Origin of the sequence: Longimicrobium sp. (genome assembly GCF_036399255.1) — a bacterium.
Classification (GTDB): Bacteria; Gemmatimonadota; Gemmatimonadetes; order Longimicrobiales; family Longimicrobiaceae; genus Longimicrobium.
The window spans coordinates 1-14,583 of sequence record NZ_DASWNM010000014.1 but is presented as its reverse complement, the minus strand read 5'-3'; the positions used below and the strand labels follow the sequence as shown (position 1 = coordinate 14,583).

The following is a 14,583-nucleotide window of genomic DNA, read 5'->3' as shown; positions in this document are numbered from 1 at the left end:
CCGTTGTCCCTTCGCGCGAGGACCGCGGCTCCCGTTCAGGCGAGCGAGGGGTAGCGCGCGGGGGACGTCTCGGCGACGATGTCGTAGACCGCGTCGAAGACGGTCTCCACGCTGGGCTTGGACCAGTAGTCGCCGTCGCGCCCGTAGGCCGCGCGGTGCGCCGCCGCCGAAAGGGTGCGCGGGGCCGCGTCGAGCCAGTGGAACCCGCCCTGCCGCTCCACCACCTCCTGCATCATGTACGCGGTGGCGCCGCCGGGGACGTCCTCGTCCAGGAAGAGCACCTTGCTGGTCTTCTGCAGCGACCGCACGATGGCGCCGTCCACGTCGAAGGGAAGCAGCGACTGCACGTCGATCACCTCCGTGCTGATCCCCACCGCCTCCAGCGCCGCCGCGGCCTCCATGGCGATGGCGCAGCACGCGCCGTAGGTGACCACCGTGCAGTCCGTTCCCTCGCGCATCACGTCCACCACCCCCAGCGGCAGGGTGTACGTGCCGATGTTGGCGGGAAGCCGCTCCTTGACGCGGTACCCGTTCAGCACCTCGACCACCACGGCCGGGTCGTCCGAGCGCAGGAGCGTGTTGTAGAAGCCCGCCGCCCGCGTCATGTCGCGCGGGACGAGCACGTGCATCCCCCGCAGGGCGCCCAGCATCATCGCCATCGGCGAGCCGGAGTGCCACACCCCCACCAGCCGGTGCCCGCGGGTGCGGATGATGACGGGCGCCTTCTGCCCGCCGGCCGTGCGGTAGCGCAGCGTCGCCAGGTCGTCGGAGAGGATCTGCAGGCCGTAGAGCAGGTAGTCCAGGTACTGGATCTCGGCGATGGGCCGCAGGCCCCGGATGGCCATCCCGATGGCCTGCCCCATGATGGTGGCCTCGCGGATCCCCGTGTCGCCCACGCGCAGGGGGCCGTAGCGCGCCTGCAGGTCCACGAAGCCCTGGTTCACGTCGCCCAGCCGCCCCACGTCCTCGCCGAACGCGATTACCCGCGGGTCGCGCTTGAGCGCCGCGTCGAAGCAGGCGTTGAGCACCTTGTAGCCGTCCACCTCGACCGAATCCTCCGTGTACTCGGGCGGCAGCACGGGAACCTTCGTGGCGGCCTGGTCCGACTCGGAAAGGAGGTGCGTGTGGTAGCGCTCGGCCATCCGCGCTTCCTGCTCGCGCCGCCAGCGCAGGAGCGGCTCCGCGGCCGGCGTGCCCCGCGCGGCCACCAGGGCCCGGTGCGCGGAGACGGCCAGGTCGCGCCGGAGCGGGTTCTTGCGGCGGCGCAGGTCGTCGCGCTCGGCCTCGAGCCGCGCGCGCGCCTCGCCCGCCTGGGCCAGCGCGCCGTCGAGGGTCGCCGCCAGCGCCTCGGCCTCCTGGTCGATCGGCGACTGGTACGCCTGCCACGCGGCGTCGCGGGCGGCGCGGACGTGCTGCACCTCCTCCTTCTCCAGCGCCTCCAGGGCCTCGGCCGTGGCCATCCCCTGCTCCACGATCCACGCCCGCATGCGGGGGAGGGCGTCGTGCTCGCGCTCCCACTGCAGCCGCTCGGCCGACTTGTAGCGCGCGTGGCTGCCCGAGGTGGAGTGCCCCTGCGGCTGCGTGAGCTCCACCACGTGCACCAGCGCGGGAACGTGCTCGCGGCGGACGACGTCCGTGACCCGCTGGTAGGTGTCGACCAGGGCGGGGTAGTCCCACCCCTTCACCACCTCGACCTCGTAGCCCACGGGGCTCTCGGGGGTGCGGCGAAAGCCCTGCAGCAGCTCGGAGATGCTTCCCTTGGCCACCTGGATCTCGTTGGGGACCGAGATGCCGTACCCGTCGTCCCACACGGACATCAGCATGGGCACCTGCATCACCCCCGCGGCGTTGATCGCCTCCCAGAACACGCCCTCGGCGCACGACGCGTTGCCGATGGTGCCGAACGCGACCTCGTCGCCGTTGCGCGAAAAGTCGGTGAACGGGTGCAGCTCCTCCAGCTGGCGGTACAGGCTGGAGGCCCACGCCATCCCCAGCAGCCGGGGCATCTGCCCCCCGGTGGGGGAGATGTCGGCGGACGACTGGTAGCCCTCCGTGAGCGGAAGCCAGTGCCCCCGCTCGTCCAGCATGCGCGTGGCGAAGTGGGCGTTCATCCCGCGCCCGCCCGAGGCCGGCTCGGCCTGGACGTCGGTGTGCGCGTAGAGCTGCGCGAAGAACTGCTGCACGTCCAGCAGCTCCAGCGCGAACATGAGCGTCTGGTCGCGATAGTAGCCGGAGCGCATGTCGCCGGGGCGGAAGGCCCGGGCCATGGCCACCTGCGCCACCTCCTTGCCGTCGCCGAAGATGCCGAACATGGCGCGGCCAAGCATCACCTCGCCGACCGCGAGCGTGCTTACCTGGCGGCTGCGAAAGGCGATGCGGTAGTCCCTGATGACGTCGTCAGGTGTAAGCAATGGACGTATTCCCGTGCAGTGGTGTTTCTCGTGGCCCGGGCGCAAACCGCTGGCGCGGGCGGAGAAATGCGCCGTGTCCCCCCGGCCACGGCCGTCAAAGCGTTCGCGCCGGAGCACACGCGGCGCGCGGCGGCGGTCCCGGGCCACTTCAATGCAGGGGATTCTACAGCCTGACCCGTGGGTGAGCCAGTCGTACCCCGGAAAAAGATCATGCCCGGCTGGATCTCCAGCCGGGCATGCGTCCTTCTCGTCCCGGACTCCGCCCCACCGGGAGGGCCGGCGGGGCAGCGCCGGGAGGCGGATTCGCGGCCCCGTCCCGCACTCCGCACGCGCCCGTCGCCAGGCTGCCGTCCCCCGGCGGTGACGCTTCAGCGAAAGGCTCAGCCGCGCTCCAGGGGCTCGCCGGTCAAGCGCCAGACGCCGCGCCCTGCGGCAGTTGGCGCGCCCGAGGCCGTCCCGCGGTTGCGATCGCGCTGAACGATGGACGAGCCGCTGGTGCGCGGGCACGCGACGTGGGCGCTGGGCGCATCGGCACGGAGGCGGCGGCAGGCGCTGCGGGGGAGGGAAGGGGTGGAGGAGGACGCTTGGGCGCGGGAGGAGATACAACTCGCGATGGGGGGCAAAGGCTGGGCTCTAGGCGTCGCAACGGGAGGAACGGTCTGTTCCCCACTCCTGGAGCGAACGCTGAACGCGGTCGGCGTTCACATCCCCTATCTCGTTGAAGATGAGCCGTGCAGCTTCGGCGTTGGCCCTTGCGCTCTCCGTCTCACCCAAGTCCCGGCAGGCGAGGCTGGCATTGAAGAGCGCGATCGCCTCTCCGCGCCGGTCCCCCAGCCCGCGAGCCGCCTGAATCCGGTCCTCCAGGAGTTCTATGGTGCGATGCGGGTTCCCAAGGTTGCGCTCGAGGACGGCGAGATTTCCAATCGCCTGTGCTTCACCAAGCCGGTCCCCGATTTCCCGGGAGAGGTCGAGGTTGCGCTGCATGTACTCCTGTGCCCGGTCGAACTGTCGAAGCCGCCGGTACGCCGCGCCCAGGTTTCCCAGCATGCGTCCTTCGCTCACACGGTCGCCTGCGGCCCGGCTGATTTCCACCCGCCGTTCGAACAGCTCCACGGCTTTCTGAACGTCCCCCAGGGCGAAGTACGCCGCGCCCAGGTTTCCCACGGCCCTGTTCTCCGCCTCGGCATCACCTGCGGCCTGTGCAAGGTGCATCCGCATCTCCAGGAGCTCGATGGCGCGCTCGGGCTGCCCCAGCCGCGTATAGGCGGATGCAAGATTGCCCAGGTGGACGATCTCTGCGCGGCGGTCGCCGCAGCGGCTCGCGCCAGCGCGGGCCGCATGCAGCCATTCCACTCGCTCCAGGGGCGTGAGACGAAAGGCGATGACCTGCCGCCCCGCGTCCGCGAAGCGGCTGCACAACCGAGCCGCGTCTTCCTCGTGTGGCATACGCGCCTGGACCCAGCGCTGCGCCAAGACGATATTGGTCCACTCTTGATCAAGCCACGCAACGATCGCCTGCACGCCGTCGCCGCCGTGGACGAACCGCCGGTCGGCGGCCTGAAGCACCGCCAGATAGCAGCGCGCATGGCGCAGTCCCGCCTCGCGAAGGGTGGCCACGTGGGCGACTTGGTTGTGGGTCTCGGTTGTGGACGATCTCCACTTCATCTTCTGCGGGTGGAGAGCTTCCGACGTCCGTCCGTGTGCGACGCGTACAGCCCGGGTTCGCCCGCGTACGCGCTTCCGCGGGTCCCCGCGCCGTAGACGGCGTGGAGCGTCTGAGCCCAACGATCACGAAAGGAAGATTGGATGCCCGCGGCCTTTCGCGACGCGTTCGTGCGGACTTCACGGCACTACCTGCGGCTGCTCGGCAGGATCGACGCCCTGTACGCGGAGGGTGGAGGTTCGCTCACCCGGGCCGTGCAGCACTTCGACGCGGAATGGATCAGCATACGGAACGGGCAGAGATGGGCCGAACTGCACGCCGGCACGGATCCCGAGGCCACGGCCTTCTGCAGCGCGTACGCCGACGCCGGGGCATACGTCATCGGCTTGCGGCTCCCCCCGGTGGAGCGCCGCCGTTGGCTCGAGGCGGCGCTGGAAGCGGCCGTGCATCTCGGCGACCAGAACGCGCAGGCGGTCCATCACGGTAACCTCGCACACGTCCTGTCGCACCTGGGGCACCCGGCGCAGGCCGCGGAGCACGCTGCGGCGAGCCTGCGGCTGCATCGTGCCACGGGTAACCGCGAGGGGGAGGCGGACGCGCTGGGAAGCCTGAGCTCCGCCCGCATGGCCGAGGGCGACTTCCGCACGGCCGCGGAACATCACCTGGAGCAGCTGCGGATCGTGCAGGAACTGGGGGACCGCCGCCGCGAGGCGAACGCCCTGGGCAACCTGGGGACCGCCCACTACGCACTCTCGGAATACCACCGGGCCGTGGAGCACCACGAGCGTGCCCTGTCCCTGGACCATGAGGATGGGAACCTGCTGGGCGAAGCAACGAGCCTGGGCAACCTCGGCCTGGCGCTCTTCGCCCTCGGCGAGACCCGCCGCGCCGCCGAATGCTACGAGGCGGCGCTGAAGCTGGACCGGGAGCTGGGGAACCGGCGGGGTGAGTGCGCCGATCTGGGCAACCTCGGCAACGTGTACGCCACCCTGGGAGACTGGCGGCGCGCGCTGATCTTCTACGAGGAACAGCGGGCGGTCGCGCAGGAGACAGGTGACCGCCAACTGGAGTCGCTGGCGCTCTGCAACGCGGGCAACGCGTACTCCGAAGCCGGCGAAACGGAGCGCGCGCTCGCCTGCTACGGCGAGCAGCTGGAGATCGCCCGCGGCATCGGCGACCGGCGCGCGGAGAGCATCGCGCTCAACAACTTCGGCAACGTCTCCGCGGCCATGGGCGACCATGGACACGCCATGGAGTTGTACCAGGAAGCCCTGCGGATCTACCGCGCCCTTGGAGACCGGCAGGGCGAGGCGCGTTGCCTGGGCAACCTCGGCAGGAGCCACCGCGCCCGCGGCGAGCACGACGCCGCGGGCGAGTACCTGGCGCAGTGCCTGGCTCTCGCGCGCGAGATCGGCGACCGGGAGACGGAGGCGTCCACGCTCGTGAACGTCGCGATGAGCCAGCTGGGCGAGGGTGAAGCCGAGGGGACGGCGGAGATGCTGGAGCGGGCGCTCCTGATCTTCCGGGAAACACAGGACGTGCGCGGGGAGGCCAAGGCGCTGACCGGGCTTGCGATGGCCTATGACCTGACGGGGGAGCCACGCCGCGCCCTGGAGGCCGGGGAGACGGCCCTGGAACGGTTCCGCGGATGCGACGACCCGCGTGCCGAGAGCGTCGGCGAGTTCGTCACCACACTGCGGGGGCGCCTGGAGAAGCGGTGGTGGCAGGTCTGGAAGTAGCGGCGCTCGCGGCTGCCCTCGAGTTCGCGCCGTTCCAGTCGGCGCGCGTTTTTGAGCGCGGGCTTCGGCCAGCGGGTGCGTGCCGTCGGATGCGGGCGCAGGAATGACGAGGGAGTGCGCCGGCGGCCGGAACGGCCGCCGCGGAGCTCCGCTGTCCGTGCGGCGACGTCGCCGGCATCGCGGTATCGCGCAGATGGGCGGCTCGCGGGCTGTGCATCCCTGGATCAGGTCAGCAACGACAGGGCGTGCTTCACGAGCAGGGCGTGCATCTGGAACCTCCCGGCGCCGGCCGGCTCCAGCAGTCCGTGCTCCACCAGCTCGCGCACCACGGGCTTGGCGTCGTCCACCTCCCACACCGCCTGCATGGCCTCCAGGTCGAAGGTGGCCGGCTTGGGCGCGAAGGCGCCGAGATACGCAAAGCAGTCACGCGCGTGGTCGTCGAGCACGTCGGTGCTCTTTTGCAGGAGCGCGGCCACCGTGGGAATCGTCCCGCGCTCGACGCGGTCCGCGGGCGCTCTGGCCTCGATCAGCGCCGCCCCCTCCCTGATGTCCCTCAGCAGGTCCGACACCCCCAGGCCCAGGCGTGCCTCCGCCCGCAGCAGCCGTGCGGCGACGTGGAGCGCCAGAGGGAGGCATTCCAGATCGTTTACCAGTTCCCGGCACTCATCCGGGTGCTGTTCCACGACTGCGGGGGCAAGAATGCGCATCAGCGTGACCGCGTCGTCCTCGGCCAGGACGGGCAGGGGGTAGATGGCGTTCTCGGTCTGTGCCAGCGCGTCCGCGACTTCCGGCAGGCGGGTGGTGATCAGCAGCCCGCAACTGCTGCTCCGCGCCTGCTGAAACAGCGCGCCGTGCGCCGCCTCCCAGACATCGTCGGCGATCAGCAGCATCTTCCTGTCGCGCATCAAGGCGGTCAGCTGCTGAACCGCCTCTTCGGGGGACGCCAGACGCAGCAGGTCGTCCCGGCCGAGCGCGCGTCCCCATCCCGCGAGGATCGTCATCAGGGACGGGTTCTGATCGAGCGAGGTCCAGAGCACGCCGTCGGTGTACTGCTTCGCTACCTCCGGATCGCGCGAGAGGACGCTGACCAGGGTTGTCTTTCCGACGCCGGGCCAGCCGCGCACGATGGCGGTGCGCGATGGCGCCCCGGGTGCGCCGCCCACTCCCAGGAGTTCCTTCACGTCATTCAGCGCCTGTTCGCGGCCGATGAACAGGAGTTCCGGGAACGGCGGGGCGATGCCTTGCGGCGGCGGGAAGAGCCGCTCCCGCAGGGTTTCGTAGTCGTGCGCCGCGAACTCGAGCTTGCGTTGGTTCTGGTCGCCCGTAATGATCAGCGTTCCCGCGGTGCCTCCGCCGGCACCGGCCGCCCGCTCCCCCGCCGTGTAGACGATTCGTCCCGCCAGCAGTGCCTGCTGCACGTGGCTACGATCCTGGCCCGTCGCGCTCCCCGCGACGAGGCGTTCGATCGCCGCGCGCAGACCTCCGGCATTTGTGGTACCCTCCCGGTCTTCGCCGCGGACCACGAATATATGGGCGGGGTCCACCCCGGGGCCGGCGATGATCCGCGGGGTTTCCTCCTCGCCCGGGTGCTCCAGCGCGAGCGCCGCGCACGCTTGATCGAACGCCGTCTGCACGGAATGTCCGAACGCCAGGGCACGGTAGAACGATGCGCCGAAGGTAATGGCGGCGTCGTCCGAGATCTTTTGCCGGGTGCCGATGGCACACCCCACGGTTTCGGCGATGGCCTGTGCCTGCGGAAGGGTGAGGCAGGCGTTCAGCACCACCACCCGGATGTCGCCGCGAAAGACCTTGAAGAGCCGCCTGAGCGCGTCCGGGCCCACCGGGTGGGGCCCGCCGTCGCTGCCCACCAGCACCAGTCCCTCGCTGGACCCGTGGCCACTGAAGTGCACCACCTGCGGCGGCGTCTCGTTGAGTGCCTGGATCAGGTCGTCCGGGCGCGCGGCCAGGCGCAGGTCGAACACGAGCGCGTCACGGTGCTCCGCCGCGCGCACCTTCTCGCGGGTGCGCCGGACATCCTCGTCCAGTTGCAGCCTTGGGCTTGGCCGGGTGGGATGTGTTGAAAGGGGATCTGCGGCGAAGAAAAGAACGGTGGCTTTGCTCATGAATCCGGCTCCTCACTGAAACGTAATGCCCCTGCGCCTGCTTGAGCACGATGGAATAGTAGGCTGCGTGGCGCTGTTTTGCCTGAGAGAAGGCGCCGAGAAGATGCTTTCCTTGCAGATGCCGTCGCCCAGGCCTCGTTTTCAGGTGCCGCGGCGTGGTGAAGGCCCGCTGTACGCGAAACGAAAGTGACACACTGGTTTCCTGGACGAGGCGCCGCGTCGAATCCGGCAGGGACTGCGGGGCCTGCGCGCCGGCCGAAGGACCTCGCCGGCTGAACAGGGACGCGGGCGCGACGCCACCAATGCAGCCCTCGTGGCCGGGGGGAGATCTTCGGTCCCGCACAGGTTGCTTTGTAGTCCGACACGGCACCCCGGCACCCGGCCTGTACGCTAAGCAGGTGCTTAGAAGGCTTGCAGGTGCTAGCGGCGGCCTCGCCCGCACAGAACAGCCGCTCGGGACAAAGAAGTCTGCCTGCCAGGTCTGGTCGAGATCCTCTGCAGGACTTTTGGCAACCTACTGGGCTACACAACCAGTCGCCAGAGAGCTCGTGAACGCAGGGTGACGAGGGACGCTCGCGGCCGGGTGGGGCTCACTCTTTCGGCTTCGCTCGCACGGTACGGCGCCTTGTCGAGAGCGGGATTGAGAAACGGGAATGTCGACCCATCTCCCAGGAGGTCTGCCCTGGAACCGCGTCGCCACGCCCTCGGCGGAGGAGGCGTTCCTGGCGCGCGAGGGGCTGGACGGGCCGTCGCTCGTCGAGTGGATGACGACGAGAAGCCGCTGGTCCGCGGGCATGCGGCGTAGGCGCTGGGCGCATAGGCACGGAGGCGGCGCGGCGGGCGCTGCGGGGGAAGGGAAGAGGGGGAGGAGGGCGCGTGGGTGCGGGAGGAGATCGCGTCGGCGCTGAACGGCCGCTGATCAGGGTCGAGGGGCGTGGCACACGGTCCGGTGATCTGCTCCTCCGCAAACCCGCTCTTCGGCATGTTCCTCCTCCTCGGCTGAGTCCCGCTGGACAGGTTGCGCTGTTCGCGGGTGCTGCTCCCGGCGACCAGGGCGGCGGGCGCCGATCCGCTGCTGGTGGTGAAGGAGGCGTGACCGGGACTCGCGCCTGCTCCCCCGTCCACCGCCACTCGGCGGCTCCGAACTGCCATTCGACGGATGATGCGTTGAAGGGACCAGCACCGCAGCCTACCCTTCGTCCGTGCCCCGATCGCCGCGCGCCCGCCCGGGCCGTCTGGCGCCGAGCCGATCGGATCCCGTGATGCGCAGACCCCATCCGTTCAGAGGTGCCCCATCATGTTCCACCCGTTTCGCTACGCCGTGGCGGCCCTGCTCGCCGCGACACCGTCGCTCCTTACCGCGCAGCAGAAGCCGGTGAGCGGCCCGCCGTCCGCCGCGGCGCTCGCCGCGCTCGTCGATTCCGTGGTGCGGGCCGGCCTGCTCAGCCAGGGCGTGCCCAGCGCCTCCGTCACCGTGATGCGCGGCGGTGAGACGCTGGTCCAGCGGGCGTGGGGGCAGGCGGACGTCGCGGGCGGCCGCGCGGCCGACCCGTCGGCCCTCTACGCGATCGGATCGACCACCAAGCAGTTCACCGCCGCCCTGGTGCTCAGGCTGGTCGATCGCGGCCGGCTGACGCTGGGCGACTCCATCGGCCAGCATCTGTCCGGCCTGCGCCCCGAGTGGCGGGGGATTACGATCGACCAGCTTCTCAACCACACCTCCGGGCTGCAGCGGAGCTACGTGAACCAGGCCCGGCTTGCGGAGAACCTGCCGGGCGACTCGCTGGTCGCGCAGGCGGCGCGGGACACCATGGCCGCGCGGCCCGGCACCACGTTTCTCTACTCGAACACCGGCTACATGCTCCTCGGCGTCCTGGTCGAGAAGCTGTACGGCAAGCCGTACGCGGCCGCGCTGCGCGACGAGATCGCGGGGCCGCTGGGGCTGGCCACGCTCCAGCGCTGCGGAGAGGTCGAGGCGGGTCGCAGGGCCACCGGGTACAACCGCTCGTTCGACGGGACGCTCTCGTCGCCCGTCGCCTTTCATCCGTCGCAGCAGCTGGGGGCGGGCGGCATCTGCTCGACCGCGGCCGACCTGGCGAAGTGGAACCGGGCGCTCCACGGCGGGCGGGTGCTCTCCGAAGCCTCGTACAGGGCGATGACCACGCCGCGCGGTGCGGCGACTTCGGAGAACTACGGGTTCGGGCTGTACGTCAATCCGGCGCCGTGGGGCGGCCCGGCCATCACGCACGGCGGCCAGGATGTGGGGGGATTCGTCTCGGAGCACGGCTGGTACCCGGCCGATTCGCTGTCGGTGACGATCCTGTACAACGCCTACCCGCGTGTCGCTCCCGGGGGCACCCACGTCATCGCGGCGCTCGCGCTGGGCCACACGCCGCCGGCCATGCGCACCCCGGCACCGGAGCCCGCCGTCGCCGCGACGCCGGCCACCGGGATCGTTGGAGAGGAAGCGCGCCGGCAGTTCGTGGGCGAGTACGCACTGAGCCCGCGCTCGGTCTTCAAGGTCGATTGGGAGGAAGGCGCCTTCGTCCTCACGACGCCCGGGGGCGAGAAGAGCCCGCTGGTGCACCAGTCGGGGGCGACCTACGCGGTGGGAAGCGTCGGTTCCGGGACCGCCATCACCTTCCTCGCCGACGCGCAGGGCCGGGTGGTCGGGTTCCTGGCGCAGGCGGCGGGCAGCCCCGACCGGCGCCTGCGGAAGGTCCGGTGACGGCGCATTGCGCCATGCGTCGTGAGCCACGGCGGTAGACGGGTCGAAGATCCACCGTGTGAGCGCGGAGCCCGCCGCCTCCTTGGAGTGTGTTGAGAATGCGACGCTGCGCACCCGGGCCGATCCACCAGGGCTGTCATTCCGAGGCCCGGCCACACCGCAGCTTGTTTTCACACCAGAGGTTGCAGGGCCGAGGAATCTACTGTCGGCGTGCTGGAGGGCAGACGCGGCAGCCCCCGCTGCACGTGAGGTCACGGCGCAGGCAGACAGGGCCAGTGCCGGGGCGCACGACGGGCCACCAGCAGCAGACAGTAGATTTCGAGGTTCGCCGTGCGAGCACGAAGCCCGCCGCCTCCTTGGAGTGTGTTGAGAATGCGCCGCTGCGCACCCCGGGCAGATCCACCAGGGCTGTCATTCCGAGGCCGGCCACACCGTAGCTTGTTTTCACACCAGAGGTTGCAGGGCCGAGGAATCTACTGTCGGCGTGCTGGAGGGCAGACGCGGCAGCCCGCGATGTACTTGAGGTAACGACGCAGGCAGACAGGGCCAGTGCCGGGGCGCGCGACGGGCTACCAGCGGCAGACAGTAGATTTCTCAGTCGGCGCCCGGGTTTTCGCGCGAGCGGATGGTGCGGTGTGGCGCCTCCTTCGAAATGACAGATGGCGCGAGTGCAGGGAGGTGCCTGCGCTCTGCCGCGGCTCGCCGGAAGAAGATCGAGGCATGGTGAAGCAGCGGGCGGTTGCCTGGCCCATCGACCGCTGTCCCGTGCTTTCGAGTGACACCTGAACGCAATCATCCATCGCAATGATGATCCACATTCGCATCCTTCTCGCCGTCCTCGCGGCGGCGATGCTCCCGATCTCGGCGCTGGCGCAGTCGCCGCCGCAGGCACCGTCGCTGGTGCGCGCCGCGCCGGAGCAGCCCGTGGAGGTCGAGCTCCGGAGCGCCGCGCGGGCGGTGGCGCCGGGGGACACGATCCCCGTGGCGATCCGGCTGCTCCCGAACCGGGGCTACCACACCTACTGGCGCCACTCGGGCGACGTGGGGAGCGCGCCGGCCGTCACCTGGCGCCTGCTGGAGGGCTTTACGGCGGCGCCGCTCCGCTGGCCCGCGCCGGAACGGATCGAGGCGCCACCGCTGGCGTCGTACGGCTACGAGGGCGAGGTGCACCTGCTGGGCGCGGTGCACGTGCCGACGTCCGCGCGCGTGGGATCGACGGCGAAGGTCGAGGCGACGCTCACGTGGGTGGTGTGCCTGGAGGAGTGCTATTCCGGGGACGTGGACGTCGCGCTCGCCGTGCCCGTCGCCGCCCGGACGGTCCCCGACGAGGCGGTTGCCCGCGTGTTCGCGGCGGAGGCCGCGCGCATCCCGGCGCGGCGGGACGGCTGGACGTTCCGCGCGGCGGCCGATTCCGCGGGCGTGCTGCTGCACGTGTATCCGCCTGGAGAGGCCGCGATCGCCGCCGTGGGGACCGCGCCGCGCGTGCAGTTCTTCATCGACTCGGCGGGGGTGATCGACCACGCCGCCAAGCCCGGGGTGCGCACGATCCCCACGGGCCTGGAGCTGCAGATCGGCCGCTCGGCGTACGCGGCCGGGACGCCATCCCGCATTACCGGGGTGCTCGCGATCGACACCGCGGCCTCGGCGGGCGGCGATGCGCCCCGCATGGTGATGGAAGTGGATGCGCCGGTGGTGGCCAGGGCGCAGCTCGCCGCCGTCGCGCCACCGGCTTCTGGCGGGGCAGGGGGATGGATCGCGCTCCTGACCGCGGGGCTGCTCGCCCTGCTGGGCGGGACGCTGCTGAACCTGATGCCGTGCGTGCTCCCCGTGCTCTCCATCAAGGCGCTGGGGATGGCGGAAGCGGCCGCGCACGACGGGCGTACGGCGCGGCGGCATGTGGGGTTGTTCGGGGCCGGCGTGCTGGTGTCGATGTGGGCGCTGGTGGGCGTGCTGCTCGCCCTGCGCGCCGCGGGGACGGAAGCAGGGTGGGGCTACCAGCTGCAGAACCCCGCGACCGTCGGCGCACTCGCGCTTCTCGTCTTTGCGGCGGGACTGAACATGATGGGCGTGTTCGACCTGATGCCCGTCGGCGGAGGCCTCTCCGCCGCGGCGAGCCGTGCGCCCCGCGACGTGGAAGCCTTTCTGAGCGGCGTGCTGGTCACCGCGCTGGCGACCCCGTGCTCCGCCCCGTTCCTCGCGGCGGCGGTCGCGTACGCGGTCACGGCGGGGGCGGTCCCGTCGTTCGTGGTGTTCACGGCGCTGGGGCTGGGCCTGGTCTGGCCGCTTGCGCTGGTCGCCTCGGTGCCACGCCTGCGCGCAAGGCTGCCCAGGCCGGGCGCCTGGATGGTCACGCTTCGCCAGGTGCTCGCCTTTCCGCTGTTCGCGACCGTCGTGTGGCTTGGCTGGGTGCTGGGCCGGCAGGCCGGTGTGGGCGCGCTGGTGGCGCTGCTCGCCGCGTGCACCCTGCTGGCGTTCGGCCTGTGGGCGCTCGGCCGGTTCGGCACCCTCGCGGCGCCGGCGGGCCGCCGCCGGCTCGCGCAGGGGCTGGCGATCGCGTCCGCCGCCGGCGCCATCGCGCTCGTCTGGGGTGCGGGCGCGCAGGGTGGATCGATGCCCGGCGTAGCGCAGGCGGGGAGCGCGGCGCCGGCCAGCGGGATCGACGGCGCGCTGGCGTGGCGGCCGTACAGCGCGGAACTGCTGGAGGCACAGCGCGACAGCGGCCGCGTCGTCCTGGTGGACTTTACGGCGGACTGGTGCCTCACCTGCCAGGTCAACGAGCGTGTGGCGTTCGGCTCCGGGGCCGTGCGCGCCGCCATCCGCGACCACGGCGTCACGCTGCTGAAGGCCGACTGGACCACCCGCGACCCCGCCGTGACGCACGCGCTCGCCGCGTTCGGGCGTAACAGCGTGCCGTTCGTCGTCATCTACCCCCGGGCGCGTGACGCGGCGCCCATCATCCTGCCCACGCTGCTGACCTCCGGTATCGTGACCGGTGCGTTCCAGCGCGCCGCGGCGTCATCGTCCCCCGTCCAGACCTCGGCCGCGCTGACGAGCGGCCGCATCGTATCCTCATCCTCCATCGAGACAACACCATGACTTCCACGACCACGCCCTCGCGGCGCTCCCGCAAGCTTCGCATCGTCGCCGCGCTTGCCGTTGCCGTACTGCTGTTCGGCGGCTTCTCCGTACGCCGGATGTTGGCCGCCAAGGCGGACCCGGAGAGCCTGCCGGACCTCCTGACGGTCGGCGCCGCCGCGCCGGCGTTCACGGCGACGGACACGCGCGGCACCTCGCACTCGCTCGCCGGCTACGCGGGCAAGTGGGTCGTCCTGGAGTGGTTCAACCATGGATGCCCCTACACCAGGAAGCACTACGCCCTGGTGAACGGCGTCGGGAACTCGCAGGCGATGCAGCAGGAGTACACCCGGCGCGGAGTGATCTGGCTCTCGGTCGTGTCGTCGGGCCCGGGACGGCAGGGGTACACGTCCGCGAAAAAGGCCGACGACGAGGCTCGCAAGAAGGGCGCGGCGCCCACCGCCATCATCCGCGACACCACAGGCGTGCTGGGACGGCTCTACGGCGCCCGCAACACGCCGCAGTACGCCATCATCGATCCGCAGGGTGTGCTTCGCTACGCCGGCGCCATCGACGACCGGAATTCGCCGAGCGCCAAGGACATCGCGGGCGCCACCAACTACGTCCGCGCCGCGCTGGACGCGGGCCTCGCGGGCCAGCCGATCGCCGTCGCCCAGACCCAGCCCTACGGCTGCGAAGTGAAGTACTGATACCACTCCACAAAGAATGGCCTCACACGGAGTCAGCGGAGTTAACGGAGTTTTCTCGTGCTGTTTCCCAAGCTCTCTGACCGTTTGGCGGAGATCTGTAGAGCGGTAGAAACAACTCCGCTAACTCCGTTGAC

Annotated in this window: 7 protein-coding genes; 4 read left to right on the top strand and 3 right to left on the bottom strand. The window is 70.8% G+C overall.

Annotation, left to right across the window (positions count from 1 at the left end; translation table 11 throughout):
- Positions 1 to 35 precede the first annotated feature (35 nt).
- Both VGC13_RS00840 and VGC13_RS00835 read right to left on the bottom strand, forming a co-directional pair.
- Positions 36 to 2,411, bottom strand: coding sequence for an alpha-ketoacid dehydrogenase subunit alpha/beta (locus VGC13_RS00840; protein WP_331123291.1), 2,376 nt, complete (start codon positions 2,409 to 2,411; stop codon positions 36 to 38).
- A gap of 633 nt (positions 2,412 to 3,044) precedes the next feature.
- Positions 3,045 to 4,028, bottom strand: coding sequence for a tetratricopeptide repeat protein (locus VGC13_RS00835; RefSeq protein WP_331123290.1), 984 nt, complete (start codon positions 4,026 to 4,028; stop codon positions 3,045 to 3,047).
- Positions 4,029 to 4,217: 189 nt separating this feature from the next.
- Between VGC13_RS00835 and VGC13_RS00830 the strand changes: the two genes are divergently transcribed.
- Positions 4,218 to 5,813, top strand: coding sequence for a tetratricopeptide repeat protein (locus VGC13_RS00830; protein WP_331123289.1), 1,596 nt, complete (start codon positions 4,218 to 4,220; stop codon positions 5,811 to 5,813).
- A gap of 224 nt (positions 5,814 to 6,037) precedes the next feature.
- Here the strand turns inward: VGC13_RS00830 and VGC13_RS00825 are convergent, their stop codons facing one another.
- Positions 6,038 to 7,936: an NB-ARC domain-containing protein gene (locus tag VGC13_RS00825; RefSeq protein WP_331123288.1), complete on the bottom strand. Its 1,899-nt coding sequence runs from the start codon at positions 7,934 to 7,936 to the stop codon at positions 6,038 to 6,040.
- A gap of 1,297 nt (positions 7,937 to 9,233) precedes the next feature.
- On the opposite strand from VGC13_RS00825, the gene VGC13_RS00820 reads away from it, so the two are divergent.
- From VGC13_RS00820 to VGC13_RS00810, 3 genes are all read left to right on the top strand, one after another.
- Positions 9,234 to 10,664, top strand: a complete 1,431-nt coding sequence (locus VGC13_RS00820) for a serine hydrolase domain-containing protein (RefSeq protein ID WP_331123287.1) — start codon at positions 9,234 to 9,236, stop codon at positions 10,662 to 10,664.
- Between the two features lie 804 nt (positions 10,665 to 11,468).
- The gene (locus tag VGC13_RS00815; protein WP_331123286.1) at positions 11,469 to 13,760 is read left to right on the top strand and encodes a protein-disulfide reductase DsbD family protein; all 2,292 of its coding nucleotides are present in this window, start codon (positions 11,469 to 11,471) and stop codon (positions 13,758 to 13,760) included.
- Positions 13,757 to 14,449: a redoxin domain-containing protein gene (locus VGC13_RS00810; RefSeq protein WP_331123285.1), complete on the top strand. Its 693-nt coding sequence runs from the start codon at positions 13,757 to 13,759 to the stop codon at positions 14,447 to 14,449. The genes VGC13_RS00815 and VGC13_RS00810 overlap by 4 nt, the downstream gene beginning before the upstream one ends.
- The last annotated feature ends 134 nt before the right edge of the window (positions 14,450 to 14,583 follow it).

Excerpts from the sequence above, each read along its gene's own strand:
- VGC13_RS00830 (WP_331123289.1), top strand. The coding sequence starts at position 4,218 with ATGCCCGCGGCCTTTCGCGACGCGTTCGTGCGGACTTCACGGCACTAC.
- VGC13_RS00825 (WP_331123288.1), bottom strand. The coding sequence starts at position 7,936 with ATGAGCAAAGCCACCGTTCTTTTCTTCGCCGCAGATCCCCTTTCAACA.
- VGC13_RS00820 (WP_331123287.1), top strand. The coding sequence starts at position 9,234 with ATGTTCCACCCGTTTCGCTACGCCGTGGCGGCCCTGCTCGCCGCGACA.
- VGC13_RS00815 (WP_331123286.1), top strand. The coding sequence starts at position 11,469 with ATGATGATCCACATTCGCATCCTTCTCGCCGTCCTCGCGGCGGCGATG.
- VGC13_RS00810 (WP_331123285.1), top strand. The coding sequence starts at position 13,757 with ATGACTTCCACGACCACGCCCTCGCGGCGCTCCCGCAAGCTTCGCATC.